Origin of the sequence: Lentilactobacillus parafarraginis DSM 18390 = JCM 14109 (assembly GCF_001435895.1) — a bacterium.
Lineage (GTDB): Bacteria > Bacillota > Bacilli > Lactobacillales > Lactobacillaceae > Lentilactobacillus > Lentilactobacillus parafarraginis.
This window is the reverse complement of sequence record NZ_AZFZ01000030.1, coordinates 1-21,972: the sequence shown is the minus strand read 5'-3', so window position 1 is coordinate 21,972 and position 21,972 is coordinate 1. Positions and strand designations below refer to the sequence as shown.

The window sequence follows — 21,972 nt, the reverse complement described above, 5'->3', positions numbered from 1 at the left end:
AAGTTGTTAGGATATGAAAGTTTGATTAATGGGAGGTTCTTTAAATATGGCTGTAGACGGATCACTTTATCATACAGAGGTTATTAATGAACATGGATTGACCGGACAAAGTTACGTTCGCGGTAATGAAGGATTGGCACTTGGTGTCAGTTCATCACTGCTGAACAGTCCCGGAACGAATCCAGAACAATTTATCGGCTTTGCGTTAAGCACTTGTTTTAATGCGACGATTGGGATCGTTGAGCGGCAGCATAACATTGAGCCTGACAGCATCGTGCATACCGGCGTTGATATTGTCAAGGATACCAAGGGCTACAAGTTCATCGTTCAGGCCCAAATCTTCTTCAACAAGCTAGACAACGATCAGGGCCAGCAAATGGTTGATGAAGCTCTTGATCAGTGCCCAGTTGCCAAACTTTTGAAGGCTAACGAAAACGTGACATTCGAAGTTGTCGATAAATTTACGCTTTAATATAAGATTAATTGAATGATTGAGAAATAAACGGATCCAGCACATCAATTAGGTGTGCTGGATCCGTTTGTCATTGTTGGCCTAGGATGAAGCTTGTTGGCCGGCTTTGATTCTTTTGCCAAAATCGGTTTCATCAAAATGATCAATGACGTTTGCTAATTGATCCTTGGTGAGACTGGCGCCAAACAACTCACTGCCCGGTTCGGTCATAATGCCATCGGCGAGGCGATAGTGAACGACCGTGTCAAAGCCCATGGTATCAACAAATGTTGCCACGGTATCAACCGCTTCATGGTTATCACCGGTCACAAACAATGCTTTACGATTGTCAGCGCCAGCCGGTTTGGCCTCTTCCTGCAGGTTGTGGTAGCCCATATGGTTGAACGTCTTGACCAGGGTGCTCTTGTTGAAATACTGCTGAACCTGTTCACTGGAAGTCGAATTAGGATCAAGGACTTCTTCACGAATGCCATCGGTTTCCCACCAGTAGTTCATGGCGTCGATGACTAATTTACCCTTCAATAATTTGGGGTGAATGTTCTTATAACGACTCAGGGGGATTGCTAAAATGATCAAGTCGCTTTTGCTGACAACGCCCTGGTTCGTTGAAGCGGTGGCCCCCGGTACCAATGTTTCAATGGTCAGCGCGATTTTTTGAACCGATCCGGAGCCGGAAATGCGGACGTGATAGCCAGCCTTTAATGCCAACTGGGCCAACACGATTCCGACTTTGCCGGCGCCAAGGATGCCGACAGTTTTAATGTTAGCCATTTGAGACCGCCTCCTGTGACAGAATTTCCTTTACGCGGGGGATGACTTTCGTCGCGTAAAGTTCAATCATCCGTTCTCGCTGGGCAGCAGTTTGGTTGCCGGCGCCGTAAACTAAGTCAAAGCGCCCCAGGTCGAGAAATTTAACCGTGCGGGCAATTCGCTGGGCAACGTGTTCCGGATTACCAACATAGAAGGAACCGGATTGCGTTTCGCCATCGAACTGTTCGCGGCTCATCGGTGCCCAGCCACGAGTGAGGCCGATGCGGTCGAAGTTGGCTTTGATATTTTTCCAGGCAACATCAACGGCTTCATCTTCGTCATCAGCAATAAAGCCGTGAGAATGGACGGCCACCGGGTAAGCCGGCATATCGTACTGCGCAGCGGCCTTTTTGTACAGGTCGAGGTACGGCTTGAATCGATCAGCCTGACCGCCAATGATCGCCAGGATGACCTTATAACCACCCTTAGCTGCTCGAATAATCGATTCTGGTGACCCGCCAATGCCGATATAGGTTTCCAAGCCATCGTAATCGGTCTTGGGGTAAACATCCTGATCCTTGAGTGACTGGGTGAAGCCACCATGCCAAGTGATTGGTTTCTCCTTTAAGAGTTGGCCGAACATGGCGAGTTTTTCATCGAATAAATCATCATAGTTAATCAGGTCATAGCCGAATAGCGGGAATGACTCGGTAAATGAACCGCGACCCAGCATGACCTGCGCGCGGCCTTCCGATAGGCCTTCCAGCGTCGCAAACCGTTCGTAAACCCGAACTGGATCGTCGGATGACAACACGGTCACGGCGGTTGCTAACTTAATGTGTTCAGTGACTGAGGCGATCGCCCCCAGGACGATTTCCGGGCTCGACACACTGTAATCGGGCCGGTGATGTTCGCCAACACCAATAACATCGATACCTAACTTGTCAGCGAGGGCGCCTTCCTTAACGATTTGGCGAATGGATTGCCCAGCGGTTAAAAGATGGCCATCTTCCGCCGAAACAATGTCACCAAAGGTTTCAATTCCGAATTCTAGTTTGTCTACGTTGACCATGTTGTTCCTCCTTGTGCTTACTTTTAATAAGCTAATTAATGATTAGTATTTTATGCTACATTAACTGGAAAAGCAACTGAAATCTATTCAACGAATGAGAATGATTAGTATGAAGATCCTTTGCTGGGGACTGCAGGCTGGTTTTGGCCAAAACAAAAGCAGGATCCGGAATTTTGTTTAATTCCAAATCCTGCTATGGGATACATGATTTATTTAGTCGTACGACAACGTTGCCGGCCGTGAAAAACCAACGACGTGCCACCAAGGAGCGTAAACCTTTTCGGTTACGACACCCCGGTTTTGGGAATCGATCATCTTGCCATTGCCAATGTACATGCCGACATGCGAGATGCCGAATGTGCTTGAACCAAAGTAGACCAAATCACCCTTTTTAACGTGGCTCTTTGACACTTTCTTAGTGCCGCGGTACTGAGCCTGAGCAGTTCTTGGGATTGCTTTACCAATCGACTTCTTGTAAACGTACTTTGTGAAGCCGGAGCAATCGAAGTGGGTTGGACCAGTAGCGCCATAAACGTAGCTGGTACCAAGGTGCTTCTTAGCTTCCTTGTAAACTGCTGAATACTGAGGCTTGTCAGAACTGTCGGCATTTGCCTGTTGAGCAAATGAAACGGCGGTGACGCTAAAGCTGACGAGCGCAACGAGTAGTAAGAATGGTTTTAAGGCTGATTTGATAAGACGATGTGACAAGACAATAATTCCCCTCTGTTTGACTAGTTTTCGTTAGTTAGATACATACGCTTTGTTGGCGGTAATGTAATTTCCGTTTGAAAGTTTAAATCGATAGGCGCCGCTGGTTGCCCGGGTGACGCTGCTGACGGTGAGCTTGGTGCCCGCCGTTAATTTTTTAATTCGACTCTTAAAGTTGGCATCGTTATATTCGTAAATGCTTCGGGTCGTGACGACCTTCTTATCAGCAGGCGTGCTGGTAAAGTAGGTTGGCTTAGCGGCGTCAGCTGACGTTGCCTTGAACCATGAGTTCACGGTACTGCTGTCAAGAACCTTGCTGAGGTCGACGTTGCCGCTAATCCCGCTTACCCGGCCAGTTGATGTGTATTGCCAAAGATCAGCTGAGACATCCGGTTTACTTGAGTAATTCGCAATCCACGAACCATCAAACTTGGAATAGTTGATTTTATGAACGTGAACGTAATTTTGATAAGAATAGTAAACTAACGGTTTGTTGGTTAACTTTCTCATCTGGCTCAACCAAGCATTTACGTAAGACTGCTCAGAACCCTTGCCTTTACGGTGTTCGTTATCAAGCACGTAGAAACGGGCGTTGGCACTTGAGCGCTTGTAGAAGTCCTTGGCTTCTTTCTTGGCATCGGCGACGCTGCTGAATTCAGCGTAACCATATTGGCCAAACGGCACACCGTATTTTTTGGCGCCGGCGGCATTCACATTTCGTTTGGAATCAATCCGGAAGTCCGCGTCGCCGGTATCACCGTGCTGAACCCGAATAATGGCGTATTTAAGATCTTTTGATGCTTTGGACCAGTTGATATTTCCCTGATACTGGGAAACGTCGGCAATCTTGGTCTTACTTGCACTCACGCTCGTGCAGATGGTGAATGCGGCCAAGGCCCCCATAAATAGGCCGGCTATTTTTTTAAAATTCAATGTCATTCAATAGTCCTCCTCGTTTGAAACTACAAGGACTAGTATAAGAAATGAATGCTACATAACGGTCTCAGGATTGTTTCATAAAGATTAAACATAAAATTCACATATTCTTCACATTTTAGGAGTATGGCCAAATCGCGAACTAACGGCAACCAATCGCAAACCGGCATCAAATATTAAATTATAATGCTTCATAATTTAAGAGAAATTTTGCGCTTTTTACGTAAAAAAAGACCGAAAGCCGTCAATTATTACAGGTCAACGGGGTCAATCGTAACAATTCCCCGTAAACTATAATTGTTGTTAAAGGATGTTGACCGCCAAATCATTGTGGAAACCGGTACGGTATACTTAGAGGGATGAAACCAAAAGGGCTTGATCAAATACTTTCGTAATCATGGGGAAAATAATCATGTTATCAATGAGTCAAACCAAACGGCATCGCCTATATGCCGTCTTACTAATTCTCATACCACTGTTAACGGTGACCTTACTATTTATGATTGTTGGGGTGGCCCCGTTTGGACCTAAAAATCTGTTGATTAGCGATTTATCAACTCAATATCTGCAATTTTTTGCCGAGCTGCGGCGTCAATTATTGAATCTGTCATTTTCAAGCTATTCATTTCTGATTTCGATCGGTGACAGCCTTATTCCAATTTACGCGTACTATCTATTGAGCCCGCTTAATTTGATTGTCGTGTTCTTTTCACCGGCAAAACTGCCGATTGCCATTGACCTGATCATTTGGGCAAAGATGATTCTGTGCTGTATTTCCATGAGCAGTTTTCTAACCCTAAAGTACCGGCGCTACGACTTTATGGCCATATGCGGCGGCCTGGCTTATGGGCTGTGTGGCTTTGTGTCGATGTACTTCTACGATCTCATGTGGCTGGACGCGTTGATTGTCTTGCCGATGCTGGTCTATGGGCTTGAAAAATTATATAACCAAAACAAAATGTCGTTGTACGTCCTGTGCTTAGCGCTTACGATTGTGACCAACTACTATATGGGTTACGTCATCTGCGGTTTTTGCCTGATTTACATGGCTTATTTAATTAAGAAAAACCAACCACAGAACGTCGCGTTTAACAAATATATGCAGACCCAGTGGGGGCGCGTGGGGCGCTTCTTGTGGTATTCGTTGATCTCAGGAATGCTGGCAGCGGTGGTCCTGGTGCCAACCGCAATCGCCATGATGGCTACCGGAAAGAAAGATATTCATTTAAAGAACTTTCTGGTGAAGGGTACCTTTGGCCCCAGCTTCACCGTGAACCTCGGATTTGGGGGGAATGACTTTGCTGGTCGGCTGGTTCATAATCCGAGCTTATTTACCGGGTCGTTGTTTATCATTATGGGGATTGCCTACTTCTTTTCGAAACGCATTAAAAATCGCGATAAACAGGCCAGTGCCGTGCTGCTTGGCAGTATCTTTTTTGGCATGTGGCTATTGCCGCTTAACACGATGTGGCATATGTTTCAAAAACCAGCGGGCTTCCCGTTTCGGATGGTGTTTTTATTTAGCTTTGCGTTAATTATGATTGCCTATGAAGGTTACCTAAAGGGGATCTTTGCTGACAGTCGGGTTGTGATCTGGTCAGCGGTTTCTTTGGGCGGTGCGATTAGTATCGGCTATATCTGGGCAAATCTCTTTAGCGAGAAGATGCGGCCGTTCCAGTTTAAAACCCCACAGCTCTTCGTTCATAATTTCATTTATTTTCTGGCGATGGGGTTCATCATCCTAACCACCATTGCAATTATTTCGTTAATCAATCGCGAACTTTCCAGCAAGGTGATTCTGACAGGCATTTTGACGTTTGAACTCTTAATGAACTTTTTTGTCGCCACGATGGACGCGCCCCTTATCAATCAGCAGCGGTTTGAACGGGGATATAACCAGTCTGAGCAAGCGGTTAAACAGGTGGATCGTTTGAATTTCACTAAAGATAAATTTTACCGCTTGTTGATTTTGGATACCCCTTATCGCAACATTTATCCGGTACCGTACAGCGCTTACAATGACTCGCTTTTGTTCAAAAATCACGGAATTAGTTCCTATAGTTCAACGCTTAATTCGCACACCCACAGTGTTTTGGCGGATCTGGGTTTTTCCAGCCGCAACATTCGCCGTATCGATATGCTGGGTGGGTCGGTGATTACCAATCATCTACTGGGAATTAAGTACTACTATATGATTGGTAAGCACACCAGACGGCTGTCGATACGGCAGAACGCCGCTCAGCTGGGCTTCATGACCAATAATCAAATTCAGCACGTTCAATTTCATCGGAATCAGGTCTTTGATAATCTCAATCGCCTGGTCCAAGCAGAGGCCGGAAACTCACAGCAGTATGTCATTGCGCCTACGGTAAGCCGATATTCTGAACGGATGACCCGCGGCGTATACCACTACAAACTCCAGTTGCGGGCAAACACGACCGGGCCGCATTATTTGTACCTGCCTAAGATTCGCCTGTACCACGTTTCCATGTGGGTGAATGGGGCGAAGTTATCGCAAACCTATAGCGGGCTGGGAACCGAAATGATTCCAATTGGGTATTTGCAAAAGCACCAAATGACAACCGTCCATCTGCAATCCACCAAGAAACTTGGATCGATGCCCAATGTCACTGCCGGGGTTAACTTACCGGCATTTGAGCGGGTTGTGGCCCAATCGAAGGATCATCAGTTCAATATGCGGGCTGCTGATGACATTAACGAACACGGGGCCCATTTTCGGGGAACGGTTAACGTTAACCAGCAGGACCGCACGCTGCTTATGGGCTTTCCGTATGATAAGGGCTGGCAGCTGCACGTCGATGGTCGCCCACACCGACTGATTAAGGTTGCCGGTGGCCTAACCGGCGCTCAATTAACCCCGGGAAAACATCGGTTAGCCTTTAACTACCACATCAGAGGCTTGCTCAGTGGTGCGATAATTAGTGTTTTTGGCCTAGTCCTTTTGGGAATTTCGATGGTGTGGCGCAAGCATCACCGGTAAAATGTAAAGTATTTTCATTTTGTGAAAGAGTTAACGAAGTATTTGTTAACTCTTTTTTGCTTGCACAAATAGGTCTATGGCAGTATATTTAAGATGGCTTTAAAATAAATTTACATGATTTTTATAAATAATGAAAATAATTTACCTAAACCCTTGCGAAAATTCTTTTCAAAATATATAATGTTCTCGTAAAGGTTAATCAGTAACTAGTATATTAGATGAAAGAGGTACGATAACTTATGCAAATTGGCATGATCGGTCTTGGGAAAATGGGCCTTAATCTAGTTAAGAATATGATCCGTAACGGTAACGACGTTGTTGCATTTGATTTAAACGAAGATAATGTCAAGTTGGCACAGGAGGCTGGTGCTACACCAGCTTCAAGCAATGAAGATCTTGTTAACAAATTGAGCGCACCCCGCACTGTTTGGATTATGGTTCCAGCCGGCAAGCCAACTGATTCGACGGTTCAAGAATTACTCGGCCTGCTTTCAAAGGGCGACAACCTGATTGATGGTGGGAATTCCTTCTATCAAGATTCAATCCGTCATGGCAAGGAAGCTTCAGAAAAAGGTGTTAACTTCTTTGACTGCGGAACTTCAGGCGGCAAGAACGGTGCCCTAAATGGTGGTAACTTCATGATTGGTGGCCCAAGTGCCGAAGCATTTAACGGCATCAAGCCATTGTTCGATGGCATTTCGCAGAAGGATGGCTACCTCTACACTGGCAAACCAGGTTCCGGCCATTACTTGAAGATGGTTCATAACGGCATCGAATACGGGATGATGGAAGCCATCGGTGAAGGTTACGATGTGTTGGACCACAGCCCATTTGATTACGACAACGAAGCCGTTGCCAAAGTTTGGGTTAACGGTTCAGTTATCCGGGGCTGGCTCATGGAATTGGCCCAGGAAGCATTTGCTAAGGATGCTAACCTGGATGAAATTACCGGCCGGATGTTCTCATCAGGTGAAGGAAAGTGGACCGTTCAGGAAGCCCTTAAACAAGGCATTCCGGTTCCAGTTATCACTGATTCGCTTTACGCGCGTCAGCGTTCTGAAGAAGAAGATACCTTCACTGGTAAAGTGGTTTCAGCATTGCGTCATGGCTTTGGTGGCCACGCAATGGAAAAGAAGTAAGATCTATTAATATAGTAGTAAAGCAAACGCACGGCCGGGTGGTCGTGCGTTTTTAGTGTCGTCATCGATAATGCGGCGCCAATAATCGTTATGAATCCTTTGACGATTGAGGTTCTAATGACCCAAGGGCACTTTGGAGCCCCTTATCATGGATTGTTATTTTGCGATGCCGCAATACCTTGCTCGTAATGGCCTGCAGCTGATTGCTGTCGCCCATCCTCGCGGTGACAATCTGATTCTTTAACTCGTTTTCATGGTCTGACAGGCGGCCTCTCTTAGGGTGACGAATCATTTGGATCACCTCATAGCCGTACTGGGTTTTTACGGGCATTTTCGTATACTCGCCCGATTTAAGCTTGAAAGCCGCGGATTTAAATGCCGGGTCCAATGACGAATTGGTATTGTCGAATGGGGCGATTCGCCCGCTTTTATTTTTAGTGGCAACGTCAGTTGAATAGCGTTTCGCCAGCGTTGCAAATGACTGACCAGCGGCCAACTTGGCGATCACTTCTTTGGCGGTTGCCGCTTTGGAAACCAGAATTTGGTCCACAACAACTTTAGGCTGATAAGCCCTGAACTGCTCCCGTAACATTTTTGGCGTGAAACGCGTATTTGCCCTGACGGCTGCCTGCATCAACAAGTTTTCCCGAATCCGATCCTTAAACTGCGCGGCACTTAGGTCATTCTGCTTAAGAAATGCCGAAAAGGATGGACCGGATTGCGCCTTGTATTCGTTATATTTGGCGTCAACTTCACTGGTAGATACCTTTGCCCCGTACTGGGTTTCCAACCCCTTATCCAAAATCATGTCCCGCAGAACCTGCTTGGCTTCCGGGTTGGCTTTCAAGCTGCTATAAAACGCGTCCTTTGAAATATTATTTCCGTCAATGGTGGCAACTGATTGGCTCCCACATCCAGCCAATGTTAAACCGATTCCTAACGTGGCAGCCCCAACTAACCATTTCTTCATGAAAAACAACTCCTATCCCAAAATAATGACCGTTGAAAATGAAACGGTGCTCACATAATATCATGATAGGCGCACTATATTTATGCCTAAATAAGTGATATTAATTAATAATTATAAATATCTTATTATAAAGTTAAGATCATAAACGAATCGTAAGTTAACTTAAAATAACATAAAATGTTAAATTAAACGGTTTACTTGTTCAAATATGTTTTATAACCTACTAGGTACCCAGAAGTCACTAGTTTGGGATGAGGGGTGTTTGGATGGATGATTTTCGGATTCTGCTCATTTTTATTTTGATGGTGATCGCAGGGATCATTTTGGCACTTTATCTTCACGTAAAGTTGGCACCAGTTGACTATGATCTGTTTTCGACCGCTGTATAAGGATGTGCAGAGAAGACTATCAGAGAATCAATGATCGCTAAAGAAAGCCAATTTCTTAGCGGTCATTTTTTAATCCAGAATTAAAAGATTGATTGTCGGTGACATGAGGCCGTTATCAGCGGTTTCAAAGGTAAGTAAATTTTTACTAAAACACAAACGTTTGTGTCACTGATATAAAAGCATTGCAAGCGGTTGCCAAAGGTGATATTATCATCAATGTAAACGTTTCCAGCAATCGTGAATTGGCCAAGTTGCTTCGAATCGTCAATTATTAGAGGAGGAATGTAACATGATCGCAAAAGAACACGTTGGTGAGATGACCGATAATGCGGATACGACCACATCGGAAAAGGTGCATCATGGATTACCAACTTTAAAACTCAGTACAATTTTTGCAATGACGTTTGGCTTTTTCGGCGTCAACATGGCGTTTTCACTTCAATCTTCACAGATGGGCCGGATTTTTCAGACCATCGGAGCGGATCCAACCAAGCTAGGCTTCTTCTTTATTCTCCCGCCGTTAGCGGGAATGGTGGTACAGCCATTAATTGGTAAGTATTCAGATATGACTTGGAACCGGTTCGGCCGGCGAATGCCATACTTGATGATTGGCGCGCCAATTGCGGCGCTAGTAATGATTCTGCTACCAAACGCCGGCTCATTTGGGTTTGGCTATGCTTCACTGGCAGCTTTGATGTTTGGCGCAATTACCATTTTATTTATGGATTTGTCCTCAAACGTTTGCATGCAGCCCTTTAAGATGATTATTGGGGACATGGTTAATGAGGATCAAAAGGATAAGGCCTGGTCGTGGCAACAGTCATTTTCCAATTTGGGTGGCGTCCTTGCGACAATCTTCCCATTCCTGTTAACCTGGATAGGGGTCTCTAACGTTGCGCCAAAGGGTGAGGTTCCGCTGTCCGTTAAGCTGGCCTTTTACATTGGCGCCGGCGTGCTGCTGGCAACTTCTGCCTACACGATTTTTTCGGTCCACGAATACGATCCACTGACTTACGCACGGTACCACGGAATTTCTGACGAAGACAAGAAGAAAAAGCAGCCCAGCCTATGGGCACTCGTTAAGAAGGCCCCGCGCTCGTTCTGGGAAGTCTCGTTCGTTCAACTTTTTGACTGGTTTGCCTTCCAGTACCTCTGGACATACGGGACCGGGGCCATTGCCAAGAACGTTTGGAACACCAGTAATCCTGCTTCCGCCGGGTATCAGGCTGCCGGCAACTGGTTTGGCATTATGACCTGTGTTGAATCATTAGCCGCGGTTGCCTGGGGCTTTCTGGTTTTATCTCACACCAAGCCGCAGCAGCGTAAACTTTGGTTTAGAATTGGCCTTATAATGGGTGGTACCGGCTTTATCTGGGTCTTCTTCGTTCATTCCCAGATGCTGCTGATTCTGCCGTTTGCCCTGATTGGGATTAGTTATCTGACAATGCAGACCGAGGCCCTGTCACTGTTCACGGAATCGCTGAATGGTCAAAACGAAGGCGCTTACCTGGGACTTTTCAACTGTGGCATCTGTTTGCCTCAGATCATCGCGTCGGTTGCCAGTTTCGCGATTTTTCCGCTCATCGGCAAGTCAATGCCTGGCATGATCGTGATCGCTGGGATTATGATGTTTATTGGGGCGATTGCGGTTGGCATTATTCACCCCGCATACTCAGCAAAAACTGAAAAATCAACAAATTAAACAATGGAGGACTGATTAGAAATGGCACACAAATGGTGGCAAAACGCGGTTATTTACCAAATTTACCCAATGAGCTTTCAAGATAGCAACAACGACGGGATCGGGGATTTGCCCGGTATCGAGCAACGATTACCCTACCTGCAGAAGCTAGGCGTTGATGTTTTGTGGCTCAACCCAATCTACAAATCACCCAATAAGGATAACGGCTATGACATTAGTGACTACGAGCAGATCCAGCCGGTTTATGGATCGATGGCTGAATTTGATAAATTGCTATCTCAAATTCATAAGCACGGGATGAAGCTGTTGATGGATCTGGTTGTTAATCACACGTCCGATCAGCACCGCTGGTTCCAGGAAAGTAAGCGGTCAAAGGACGGTAAATACAGTGACTACTACATCTGGCGGGATCCGGTTGATGGTCATGAGCCCAACAACTGGCACGCGGCCTTTGGCGGCTCTGCTTGGACCTTTGTCCCGGAACGCGGTCAGTATTACCTACACCTATTTGCCCCGGGACAACCCGACTTAAACTGGGAGAACCCCGCCGTTCGCGAATCGGTTTGGAACATCATGCGTTTCTGGTTGGACAAGGGCGTCGATGGCTTCCGGATGGACGTGATTAACCTCATTTCTAAGCCGGCTGGCTTGCCGGACGCACCGGAACCTGCCACCTACGGGCTAACTGAAGCCCTCGTTGCGGACGGCCCCAAGTTAGACGACTATCTTCGCGAAATGAACGACAAGGTGCTTTCCCATTACGACATCATGACGGTCGGTGAGATGCCGAGTTCAAAACCCGAGGATGCGATTAACTACACCGGATTGGATAAGCATGAACTCAATATGGTCTTCCAATTTGAACATGTCACCGTTGCCGCCAATCCCGATCCCCGCCTGGGCAAATGGAATGATCAGCCAGTTGAGCTGCCACAATTGAAACGGGCGCTGTCACGATGGCAGAAGGCCCTCGATGGCAGGGGCTGGAATAGCCTTTACTGGAATAATCACGATCAGCCCCGCGCCGTTTCCCGGTTTGCGACTGACGATCCGAAGTACCGGGTTCGCGCGGCGAAGATGCTGGGAACCACGCTTCATATGATGCAGGGCACCCCGTTCGTTTACGAAGGTGAAGAACTTGGCATGACCAACGTGCACTACACCCGGTTAGATCAGTATGAAGATCTTGAGGCAATCAACTCGTATCATGAGTTAGTTGACGAGCAAAAGGTTGTCGATGGTCAGACGATGCTGAAGTATTTGGCCCACATGTCCCGCGATAACGCTCGAACGCCGATGCAGTGGGATGCAAGCAAGAATGCCGGTTTTTCCAAAGTTCAGCCGTGGTTCGCGGTCAATCCCAATTATCCGGAGATTAACGCTGAGAAGGCGGTTGATGATTCGCAATCAGTCTTCTATCACTATCAAAAGTTGATTCAATTACGCCATGATTCTGATTTAGTTAAATTTGGAAATTATGATGAAATTGATCCCGAGGACACCGACGTATTTGCCTATCGCCGCCACTATCAGGATCAGACATTGTTAGTGATCAGTAACTTCACTGATCAAACGGTGACTCGCGACTACGATCAGGGCCACCCAACTGCCAAATTGATATTGAGTAACTACGATGACGATCTAGGGACTGAACTGCGGCCCTATGAAAGTAAAGTGTATGTTTTTAAAGAGTAACCGATAAATCAACTATGAACCGTCCAATCATCAATTGCTGATGACTGGACGGTTTTTACTATTTTGCTTTACAAACTAGTGGCACTTTAGTATCCTACTAGTAGGCAATGCATACTAGTAGGGAAGTGTTAAGTTGGCAAAACAAGATATTTCAAGTCAGATGTTGAAAGGCATTTTGCAGGGATGTCTGCTGATTATGCTGAATGAGGCACCAATGTACGGCTATTCAATTAGTCAGAAACTGGCTGAATTTGGGTTTGCCGATGTTCCTAAAGGGACGATTTATCCATTACTGATGAATATGGAAAAAAAGAAGTTAGTTGAAGGACGGATGCAGGATTCCAAAGAGGGGCCAAAACGAAAGTACTATTATTTGACGGCGGCGGGAATCCAGGAAATGAAAAATTTTATGACGCAGTGGCGCCAGCTTGCCGATGGGGTTAACCAGCTGATAGCTGAGAGGAGAATTGACGATGACTATTGATCAGTTGACGGAAGAAAATAACCGGCGCCGCGAAAAATTGACGCCTCAGAATCGCACCTATTATGAAGACCTCATGGTGTACGTCCGAACGACAGCCCTCTTTAAGCGGGAGGTTGATGTGGAAACGATTTTGCTGGATATTCTGAATGATGTGTTAGAGGCCCAAGGCCATGGCCAGTCAGCTGAGGAATATTTCGGTAAAAATCCAAAAGAATCCGCTGATGAAATTGTGAGGGAACTACCTCGGAGCCTCTCGGAGAACTTGAAGCTTGCGATGACGGTTGTTTTGGGATACGTGCTTTTCTTCTTACTGCCGACACTTGCAGTTCCGGGAGTCCCGGTTGATTTTGGCAATATCATTTAACTGGCGGCGTTTGCCTTTGTATTTGTCATGGTAATTATGTGGGTGATTAGCCGGACAGTTTATCAAAAAACGGTCGTCAAAGTTATTGTGGGCATTGCGGTATTCGTCGCTTTCACTGGAATTGTGGTTGGTGGGGTATTCATTAAAACGCCGTTGAGTTTCATATTAAGTCCCACAGCTGGTATCGGCCTCATTTTGCTGCTCTTTTCAATCACCAGCTATCTGTTCTTTAAGGTATTTAAACACCGGATGCCCTGGACAATTCTTTACATTTTCGTATCCATCGATGCCGTTATCGGGATCGTGAGCCGACTGCCGGTGATTGGCGAATTCGTCACCAGACCGATTCTATCCAAATCCGTCGCCCCCTGGGTATTGATTCCATTGCTGATTCTCGTCCTGCTTGGAAGCGGGCTTGGCACGTATTACTGGCTAAAGAAGCATGACAAATAAAGAAACTGGTTGAATCTCACATTGTGGGAATCAACCAGTTTCTTTATTTGTCATGCCCTCCGTAAGAGGTACATTATTCGGTCGTCTTGGTATCTTCTTCCTGATAATTCTTGAAGTAATCCGGATAGGCGTCCAGGACTTTCTGTTTTTCCAGCAACATCAAGTGCAAATGCTGGGTGACCAGAAAATTCAAATTATCAATGTCCTGATCTAAAACGGCGTTGTATATCTGCTGGTGCTGATCGAGCAGCGTGCTCCAATTAAGCTCGCTTTCTTTTAAACGCAGCCGGCGAAACCGATTAAGCTGGGTGTTATTAATCTGCAGCCAGTTCCAAACGGTGTCCTTGTTGACAACTTTATAAAATTCGTGGTGAAAGTCCTGATCAAGGTCAAAGAAGTTATCCGGCTCATTATTCATGGCGGTTTTAGCTTGCGATCGTAAGTTATCTTCGAGAGCTTGCTTAGCTTCAGGCGTCATCTTAATTGCGGCGTCAACCATGATGCTGGGTTCGATGTGACTCCGAACAAAGCGGGCATCTTTGGCATCTGCCATATCAATTCGGGTGATGTAGGTCCCACTCTGAGGGATTACTTCGATTAAACCTTCCCGTTCGATTCGAATAATTGCTTCCCTAACCGGGGTTCGGCCCAGGTCTAACTCTTGGGAGATAGTTTTTTCGGAAATTTTTTGCCCGGGGATGTAGTCAAAATGGATGATCTTATATTTAATTTCGTTATAGGCATCGCTTCGCATGTTATCCATCATCGTGTGCTCCTTTGTATATACGAACTAATATTATCATAAACCTGTGTAAAAGTTAACGAGATTCGTTGAAAAATAACGGGTATTGACAATCTGATATATCAGAATATAATGATATTGAAAACGGATACAGTGCACTAATGTATCAGTTCTAAAATCCGTTGTTGACATACTGATCCCAAAAGACCTTAGGAGGATTTATTCATGGTAAAAATTACCGATAACTATTTAACAGATAAGCAGGCGTTCACGGATGCCGGCATTAAAGTCCCAAGTTACGATATTAAGCAAAAGACCGGCGCAACTCGCTGGGTACACTTTGGCGGCGGTAACCTGTTCCGCGCATTCCACGCCGCAATTGCGGATCGATTGTTGGAATCAGGCGACCTGGACGCCGGGGTTGTCGTTGCTGAAACCCATGATCCTGATGTTGTCGCAAGTGTTTACAAGCAATATAATGACCGGATTCTTCGGGTGATCACCCATGAAGACGGCAAATTCGAAAAAGAATTATTTGCCTCCGTTGCTGACGCTTTGTTCTTTGATCAAAGCAATAAGGATGGCTGGGATAAACTATTCAAAATCTTCGAAAACCCAGCCCTTCAATTGGCAACCTTCTCAATTACTGAAAAGGGTTATAACCTGTGGGACTCAAATGGCAACTTACTGCCAGCCATTCAGGATGACATTAAGAATGGTCCCGAAGCTCCTAAGAACAACATGGCAAGCTTAACGGCCCTCATGTTTGGTCGCTTCAAGGCCGGCAAGTACCCAATGGCTTTATTGAGTACCGATAACTTCTCACAAAATGGCGAGCGCCTTCAAAAGAGCGTGCTGACCATCGCGCAGGGCTGGGCTGATAATGGCTTGGTTCCAAACGAATTTGTGGATTATTTGAAGGATGATAAGACGGTCAGCTTCCCACTATCAATGATCGACCGAATCACACCAAATCCATCGGATACGGTTTCCGAACAGCTGAAAAAGGATGGCTTTGAGGATTACCAAATCACCCATACACCGGCACATACCAACATCGCCGCATTTACCAACACCGAAGAGGTTCACTACTTGGTTGTTGAAGACGACTTTCCAAATGGTCGCCCAGCAATGGAAAAGGCCGGCGTGATCTTAACCGATCGCGATACGGTTAACGATGCCGACGAAATGAAAGTAACGACCTGCCTGAACCCACTACACACGGCCTTGGCTGTTAACGGGAGCCTGCTCGGATTTAATTCCATCGCAAAAGAAGTCAGCGATCCTGATATGCTGAACCTAATCAAGCAAATTGGTTACGTTGAAGGCTTACCAGTTGTCACCGACCCTAAGGTTATCAACCCGAAGGAATTTATTGACCAGTTGGTTAACAAACGCCTACCAAACCCATACATTCCTGATATGCCACAGCGAATTGCTTCGGATACCTCACAGAAGTTGGCCGTTCGTTATGGCGTTACTATTCAACATTACGTTGATGATCCTAAACGCAACCCAGCTGATTTGAACTTCATTCCGTTGGTATTAGCTACTTGGTGCCGTTACCTGATGGCCATCGATGACCAGGGCAAGGCATTTACGCCAAGTCCAGATCCATTGTTAAGTGAACTTCAACCAAAGGTGAGCGACATTAAGCTCGGCGAAAAGACCGATGTTCATGCTCACTTGAAAGATATTTTGGCAAACAAGTCAATCTTTGGCCACAACCTTTACGAAGTTGGTTTGGGTGACAAGGTTGAAGCCTACTTCACATCACAAATTAGTGGCAAGGGTGCGGTTCGCAAGACCCTTGAAGACACACTTTCCAAGTTCGCAAAAAACGTTGATTAAGGGAGATTTTAAAAGTGACTTTATTAAATGATGATTTTTTGTTAACGACCCCAATGGCCAAGAAGTTGTTCCACGACCACGCATCTAAAATGCCGATCATTGATTTCCATTGTCATCTGGATCCAAAGGAAATTTATGAAAACAAGAACTATGACAACATCACTGACATTTGGATTTATCAAAATGGCTTTGGTGATCACTACAAGTGGCGTTTGATGCGGGCTAACGGCGTTCCTGAAAAGCTGATTACGGGGGATGGCGATGACTATGACAAGTTCATGGCCTGGGCCGGCACCATTGAAAAGGCGATTGGAAACCCATTGTACGAGTGGACCCATTTGGAGTTACGCCGATTCTTTGGTATCAACGACGTTTTCAATCGCAAGAGCGCGCCAGCTATTTGGAAAAAGGCCAACGAATTGCTTAAGACCGACGACTTTAAGCCGCGGAGTTTGATTAGAAACTCCGACGTTAAGGTTGTCTGCACGACGGATGATCCCGCTTCTGATCTGAAGTATCACAAGCTTCTGAAGAAGGAAGAGGATCAAAACGGCTTCAAGGTCTTACCCGCCATGCGGCCTGACAAGGCGTTCAACTTGCAAGCAGACACTTATGACGAGTATCTGGGCCAGTTAGCAGACGTTTCCGACGTTAAAATTACATCATTTAAGACATTAGTCGCTGCTCTCAAGCAACGGTTCGAATACTTCCGCAGTCTTGGCGGCAAGCTGTCCGACCACGGGTTGAACTTCTTCCATTACGTTCCCGCAACTGAAGGCGAAATGGACGCAATCATCGAAAAAGCCCGCAGTAATCAGCCTTTGAGTGATACCGACGTTGATAAGTACCAGACGATGCTGGTTGAAGCGCTGATGAAATTGAACAAGGAATTTGGCTGGACGATGCAGTTCCACATGAACGCAACCCGGAACGCCAATAAGCCAATGTTCAAGCAGTACGGCCCCGATGGTGGTTTCGATTCCATGGGAACCCAACCGGATCTTGCCCAAGAATTCATGAAACTATTGATTGAAATGCAGACCCATGATGAGCTGCCACGGATGATCCTTTACTCATTGAATCCAAATGACTGGATGCAATTGGCAACTGGAATGGGTGACTTCCAACAAGATGGCGTTCAAAAGATTCAATTAGGCGCTGCTTGGTGGTTCAATGACACCTTTGACGGCATGAAGCGCCAGTTGACCATTATGGCCGAACAGAGCCTCTTGCCTAACTTTGTGGGGATGCTGACCGATTCACGCAGCTTCTTGTCCTATCCACGTCACGAGTACTTCAGACGCGTACTCTGCAACGTGATTGGCGAATGGGAAGCCCGCGGCCAGGTGCCTGATGACGAAGACTATCTGGGCAAAATTGTTGAAGATATTTCCTACAATAACGCCCACGACCAGTTTGGGTTCTTTGACAAAGACTAGGAGGCCGACAAATGCAAACCATTAAAAGTGGCCATCTTTCCGCTGAAATCGACGAACACGGTGCTCAACTGACGCATTTGGTTGATACGAATGCCAACTTTGACTACATTTGGAATAATGATCTGTGGCCAAAGCACGCGCCAATCCTGTTTCCGGCAATTGGTCGTTCCAATGACGACGCTTATTTGATCAACGGCAAAAAGTACGAGATGCCCCAGCACGGTTTTGCGGGTGATTCGGACTTTGAGGTCGTTGATAAGCAAGCCGACAAAGTGGTCTTCCAGCTGAAGGCAAATGCTGACACGAGGAAGTTTTATCCGTTTGATTTTACGCTGAAGGTGACCTTTAGCCTCAGTGAAACGGGGTTAAACGTGCACTTTGACGTGAAGAATAACGGGGACGAAGACCTTTCCTACTCACTCGGCTACCATCCGGCATTTAATGTGCCAATTGCCGGTGAAGGGGATTTTGACGATTATCGGCTGGCCATTGAACCTGCCGAAAAGTCACTCGACACTTACGAAATTGTGAAGACCCCCAATCCGTACCGGTCTGGCAAGGTAACACCTTTGCCGAACTTTAGTGACGGGATTGTTAAATTAGACCACCAGATGTTTGAAAAGGGCCTTCTTATTATTAAAAATACCGGTATTAAGACGGTAAAACTGTATTCAGAAACTGACACGTCACATTCAGTGACAGTTAACGTTGCTGATTTTGATCACGTCACCCTTTGGACAAAGGAGGGGGCCAACGCGCCGTTCCTGTGCATTGAACCGTTCAACGGGCTTCCCGATGTTCATGGGGACCTGGTTGAATTGGCTGATAAAGAAGGCAACCATCACACCGGTGCCGGTTTGACTTCGAGTTATAACGTTCAAATTAGTGTGAAGTAGATTTGAAAAACGTTTTGACAATCTCGTTTGGATGAACTAGTATACCAGTATAAGCACGATAATAAATTTTCGAAGGAGCATTTCTGATGGCATATAACATCGTAGTTGTTAACTCAAGCAGTTTCGGACAAGTATTTACAGAACACTGGCAGGAATTAGAGAAGATCGGGACCGTTAAGCGGTTCATGCTTCCAACTGATATTGATGGCAAATCATTAGCTGAAAAGTTGCATGGTTTTAACATCATCATCGCAAGTGTGACCCCATTCTTTAACAAGGATTTCTTTGATAACAAGGACGAAACCCTGTTAATCTCTCGTCACGGAATCGGCTTTAACAACGTTGACATTGAAGAAGCCAAGAAGCACGGCACCCAAGTTGCGATCGTTCCCCAAAAGGTTGAACGAAACTCCGTTGCCGAAAACGAATTGGCCAACTTAATGGCCCTCGTTCGGCGCGTGGTTCCTTCATCAGAACGTGAACGGGCCGGCCGTTACCAAGACCGCGCTCAGTTCATGGGCAACCAGTTTAGTGGCAAGACCTTTGGCGTTATCGGTTGTGGTAACATCGGGAGCCGAGTTGCTGAATTGTTCAGTGTCTTTGGTGGTCCGGTTCTTGTCAATGATCCGCATCCAGCCGTTGAACCAGAATGGTTTACCAACAACAATGTTGAACGCGTTGATTTGGATACATTACTGTCACGCTGTGATTACATCTCCCTGAATGCTTCGTTGGACGATTCAAGCCTTCACATGATCAACGCTGACGCCTTGAAACATCTTAAGAAGGGCGCTTACATTTGTAACAACGCCCGGGGCGCGCTGGTCGTTGAAGATGCCATCAGTGATGCGATCGAAAGCGGTCAGTTGTCAGGATATGCTTCAGACGCAATGGAAGTTGAACCAGTTAAGGCCAACCATCCATTCCTGAAGAACGATCGGATTCAGCTGACTCCCCATACTTCCGCTTATACTTACGAATGCTTGCATGGCATGGGCGAGAAGTGTGTTGACGATGTTAAGAAGATTGTGGCAGGTAAGCGACCAGTTCGTGAACTGACCCACACATTAGATGACTAATTAATAGGATTCTGGTAAGAAGAACTGCGTGTCGGGATTATACCGGATACGTAGTTCTTTTTTATTCAAATCGGTGGTAAATACTGATATAGTGCAAATGAAAGCGCTATTGACAAACTAATATATCTGATTTATGATTCTGGTATACTAGTTATTCGAGGAATGGAGATCTAATAATGGACTATATTATCGGAATTGACGTTGGGACGACCAGCACCAAAGCGCTGCTGTACGACACCGACGGTAAAATATACGCAAAAGCAAATAAAGGCTACACCCTTTACCAGGACACCCCTGACATGGCTGAAGAGGATCCGGATGAAATCTTTAACGCCACGCTCTCTGCCATGCAGGAAGTCGTTTCAAAATCTGATTTGGACGGCAAAGTGGTTGCAATTTCGTGGTCAGCTCAGCAGCACAGTTTGATTGCGCTGGACGAAAACCACAAGCCATTAATGCGGACCATGACTTGGGCCGATAACCGGGCGGAACGCTACGCCGCTAAATATAAGCAAAATGGCCGCGGCCTAGAATTTTACAAACGCACCGGGCTGCCGATTCACCCGATGGGGCCGTTCTACAAGCTCCTCTGGTTGAAGAATGAGAAACCCGATTTATTCAAGAAGGCTGCCTACTGGGTTGGCATCAAGGAATATATTATTTGGCGGTATACGGGCGTGCTCAAGGAAGAAGTTTCGATGGCTGCCGCCACTGGACTACTCAACATGAAATCCGTTCAGTGGGATGATGAAGCGCTGAAGGAGACTGGCGTTAAGCCGTCTCAATTACCTGAACTGGTTGATACAACCGATAAATTTCAGGGAATTCACCCAGAATACGCCAAGGTCATGGGTGTTGATGAAGATGTCTACTTCGTCATGGGGGCAACTGATGGCGCCCTGTCAACGATTGGGGTTGGCGCGATTGACACCGGCGTTTTGGCCATTAATATTGGAACTTCGGCTGCCATCCGGACCTTTGTCGACAAGCCGGTCATTGACCCCAAGGCGCGGCTGTATTGCTACCCAATTATGAAGGGTAAGTACTTGGTCGGCGGGCCAATCAATAACGGCGGAATCATTTTGAACTGGGCCCACGATTCACTATTTGGGGCCGAACAGGAAGCCGCCAAATTACTGGATATCGATTCGTATGACATGCTATCGCGAATTGCGGCAACCGTGCCGGCCGGCTCCGATGGCCTAATCTTCCACCCATATTTGGGTGGCGAACGGGCACCGCTGTGGGATGCCAACGCCCGTGGCTCGTTCTTCGGCTTGAACCGGAAGCACACCCGGGCCCATATGATCCGGGCGGTCATGGAAGGCATTATGTATAACTTGTATTCCGTTTCGCTTGCGCTCAAAGAAGTTTCCGGTGAACCAAAGGCCGTGCTTGCGGCCGGCGGATTTGCCCGCTCACAACTTTGGACGCAGATGATGGCCGACATTTTTGAAAATGATATCATCATTCCTGAATCCTATGAAAGCGGCAGTTTGGCTGCCATGTTCTTAGCGAAGATGGCTCTGGGGATGGAAGATAACCTTGCCGATATCAAGAAGTACCTTGGCAAGGAGAACCGTTACCAACCAAATGAAGAGACGTTTGCTCGTTACCGGAAGTTGATTCCAATTTATATCCGTCTCAGCCGGGATTTCTCGACTGAATATAAGGATATTGCGGATTATCAGCGTGAGTTTACAGATGGCAAATAAATAGCAAATTGAAATCCGATCCATAACCATGACAAGTGGGTGCTGAACGCGCATGATTGTTGGGCTGTGGACCGGATTTTTTATTCTTGAATTGTCAAATTAAGTGCAACACTAC

20 protein-coding genes are annotated in these 21,972 nt (G+C 46.3%); 14 read left to right on the top strand and 6 right to left on the bottom strand.

The features are described 5' to 3' along the window. Positions 1 to 46 precede the first annotated feature (46 nt). Positions 47 to 472 carry an OsmC family protein gene (locus FD47_RS08115; RefSeq protein ID WP_040537771.1) on the top strand — a complete coding sequence of 142 codons (426 nt, stop codon included), beginning with the start codon at positions 47 to 49 and terminating at the stop codon, positions 470 to 472. An 81-nt stretch (positions 473 to 553) separates the two neighbouring features. On the opposite strand, the gene FD47_RS08110 is transcribed toward FD47_RS08115, so the two are convergent. From FD47_RS08110 to FD47_RS08095, 4 genes are all read right to left on the bottom strand, one after another. Next, the gene (locus tag FD47_RS08110) at positions 554 to 1,243 is read right to left on the bottom strand and encodes an NADPH-dependent F420 reductase (RefSeq protein ID WP_056980465.1); all 690 of its coding nucleotides are present in this window, start codon (positions 1,241 to 1,243) and stop codon (positions 554 to 556) included. Then, positions 1,236 to 2,294, bottom strand: coding sequence for an LLM class flavin-dependent oxidoreductase (locus tag FD47_RS08105; protein WP_056980463.1), 1,059 nt, complete (start codon positions 2,292 to 2,294; stop codon positions 1,236 to 1,238). The genes FD47_RS08110 and FD47_RS08105 overlap by 8 nt, the downstream gene beginning before the upstream one ends. Positions 2,295 to 2,507: 213 nt before the next feature. After that, positions 2,508 to 3,002: an NlpC/P60 family protein gene (locus FD47_RS08100; RefSeq protein WP_008212683.1), complete on the bottom strand. Its 495-nt coding sequence runs from the start codon at positions 3,000 to 3,002 to the stop codon at positions 2,508 to 2,510. A 33-nt stretch (positions 3,003 to 3,035) separates the two neighbouring features. Continuing rightward, positions 3,036 to 3,941, bottom strand: a complete 906-nt coding sequence (locus tag FD47_RS08095; protein WP_008212686.1) for a GH25 family lysozyme — start codon at positions 3,939 to 3,941, stop codon at positions 3,036 to 3,038. 409 nt (positions 3,942 to 4,350) lie between these two features. Between FD47_RS08095 and FD47_RS08090 the strand changes: the two genes are divergently transcribed. Both FD47_RS08090 and gnd read left to right on the top strand, forming a co-directional pair. Beyond that, on the top strand, positions 4,351 to 6,939 hold the full coding sequence (locus FD47_RS08090; RefSeq protein WP_056980460.1) for a YfhO family protein: 2,589 nt from the start codon (positions 4,351 to 4,353) through the stop codon (positions 6,937 to 6,939). A 239-nt stretch (positions 6,940 to 7,178) separates the two neighbouring features. Continuing rightward, complete coding sequence (gnd, locus tag FD47_RS08085; protein ID WP_054734786.1) at positions 7,179 to 8,078, top strand: phosphogluconate dehydrogenase (NAD(+)-dependent, decarboxylating); 900 nt, start codon at positions 7,179 to 7,181, stop codon at positions 8,076 to 8,078. 88 nt (positions 8,079 to 8,166) lie between these two features. Here gnd and FD47_RS08080 read toward each other — a convergent pair whose 3' ends face one another. Beyond that, positions 8,167 to 9,048 carry a peptidylprolyl isomerase gene (locus tag FD47_RS08080; protein ID WP_056980458.1) on the bottom strand — a complete coding sequence of 294 codons (882 nt, stop codon included), beginning with the start codon at positions 9,046 to 9,048 and terminating at the stop codon, positions 8,167 to 8,169. 266 nt (positions 9,049 to 9,314) lie between these two features. On the opposite strand from FD47_RS08080, the gene FD47_RS16095 reads away from it, so the two are divergent. From FD47_RS16095 to FD47_RS08055, 6 genes are all read left to right on the top strand, one after another. Next, positions 9,315 to 9,437, top strand: coding sequence for a hypothetical protein (locus FD47_RS16095; RefSeq protein ID WP_008212690.1), 123 nt, complete (start codon positions 9,315 to 9,317; stop codon positions 9,435 to 9,437). A gap of 289 nt (positions 9,438 to 9,726) precedes the next feature. Further along, positions 9,727 to 11,139 (top strand): SLC45 family MFS transporter, encoded by a 1,413-nt coding sequence (locus FD47_RS08075; protein ID WP_171035050.1) that lies wholly within the window; start codon positions 9,727 to 9,729, stop codon positions 11,137 to 11,139. A gap of 21 nt (positions 11,140 to 11,160) precedes the next feature. Continuing rightward, positions 11,161 to 12,834, top strand: coding sequence for a glycoside hydrolase family 13 protein (locus tag FD47_RS08070; RefSeq protein WP_054734783.1), 1,674 nt, complete (start codon positions 11,161 to 11,163; stop codon positions 12,832 to 12,834). A gap of 133 nt (positions 12,835 to 12,967) precedes the next feature. Continuing rightward, positions 12,968 to 13,318 (top strand): PadR family transcriptional regulator, encoded by a 351-nt coding sequence (locus FD47_RS08065; RefSeq protein WP_082402625.1) that lies wholly within the window; start codon positions 12,968 to 12,970, stop codon positions 13,316 to 13,318. Then, complete coding sequence (locus FD47_RS08060) at positions 13,308 to 13,682, top strand: DUF1129 domain-containing protein (protein WP_054734780.1); 375 nt, start codon at positions 13,308 to 13,310, stop codon at positions 13,680 to 13,682. Before FD47_RS08065 ends, FD47_RS08060 begins: the two co-directional genes overlap by 11 nt. Before the next feature lie 27 nt (positions 13,683 to 13,709). After that, positions 13,710 to 14,135 (top strand): hypothetical protein, encoded by a 426-nt coding sequence (locus FD47_RS08055; protein ID WP_138468012.1) that lies wholly within the window; start codon positions 13,710 to 13,712, stop codon positions 14,133 to 14,135. Positions 14,136 to 14,208: 73 nt separating this feature from the next. On the opposite strand, the gene FD47_RS08050 is transcribed toward FD47_RS08055, so the two are convergent. After that, entirely contained in the window at positions 14,209 to 14,901 is a 693-nt protein-coding gene (locus tag FD47_RS08050; RefSeq protein ID WP_008212695.1) for a GntR family transcriptional regulator, read from the bottom strand. 201 nt (positions 14,902 to 15,102) lie between these two features. Here FD47_RS08050 and FD47_RS08045 point away from each other — a divergent pair, with 201 nt between their 5' ends. From FD47_RS08045 to gntK, 5 genes are all read left to right on the top strand, one after another. Further along, positions 15,103 to 16,728, top strand: a complete 1,626-nt coding sequence (locus FD47_RS08045) for a mannitol dehydrogenase family protein (protein WP_056980456.1) — start codon at positions 15,103 to 15,105, stop codon at positions 16,726 to 16,728. Positions 16,729 to 16,742: 14 nt separating this feature from the next. Next, a complete protein-coding gene (gene uxaC / locus FD47_RS08040; protein WP_056980454.1) occupies positions 16,743 to 18,167 on the top strand; it encodes a glucuronate isomerase in 1,425 nt (474 codons plus the stop codon). A gap of 11 nt (positions 18,168 to 18,178) precedes the next feature. Beyond that, positions 18,179 to 19,063: an aldose 1-epimerase family protein gene (locus FD47_RS08035; RefSeq protein WP_056980452.1), complete on the top strand. Its 885-nt coding sequence runs from the start codon at positions 18,179 to 18,181 to the stop codon at positions 19,061 to 19,063. 86 nt (positions 19,064 to 19,149) lie between these two features. Then, positions 19,150 to 20,142 (top strand): D-isomer specific 2-hydroxyacid dehydrogenase family protein, encoded by a 993-nt coding sequence (locus FD47_RS08030; RefSeq protein ID WP_054734774.1) that lies wholly within the window; start codon positions 19,150 to 19,152, stop codon positions 20,140 to 20,142. Between the two features lie 176 nt (positions 20,143 to 20,318). Further along, the gene (gene gntK / locus FD47_RS08025) at positions 20,319 to 21,857 is read left to right on the top strand and encodes a gluconokinase (RefSeq protein ID WP_056980450.1); all 1,539 of its coding nucleotides are present in this window, start codon (positions 20,319 to 20,321) and stop codon (positions 21,855 to 21,857) included. Positions 21,858 to 21,972: the final 115 nt, after the last annotated feature.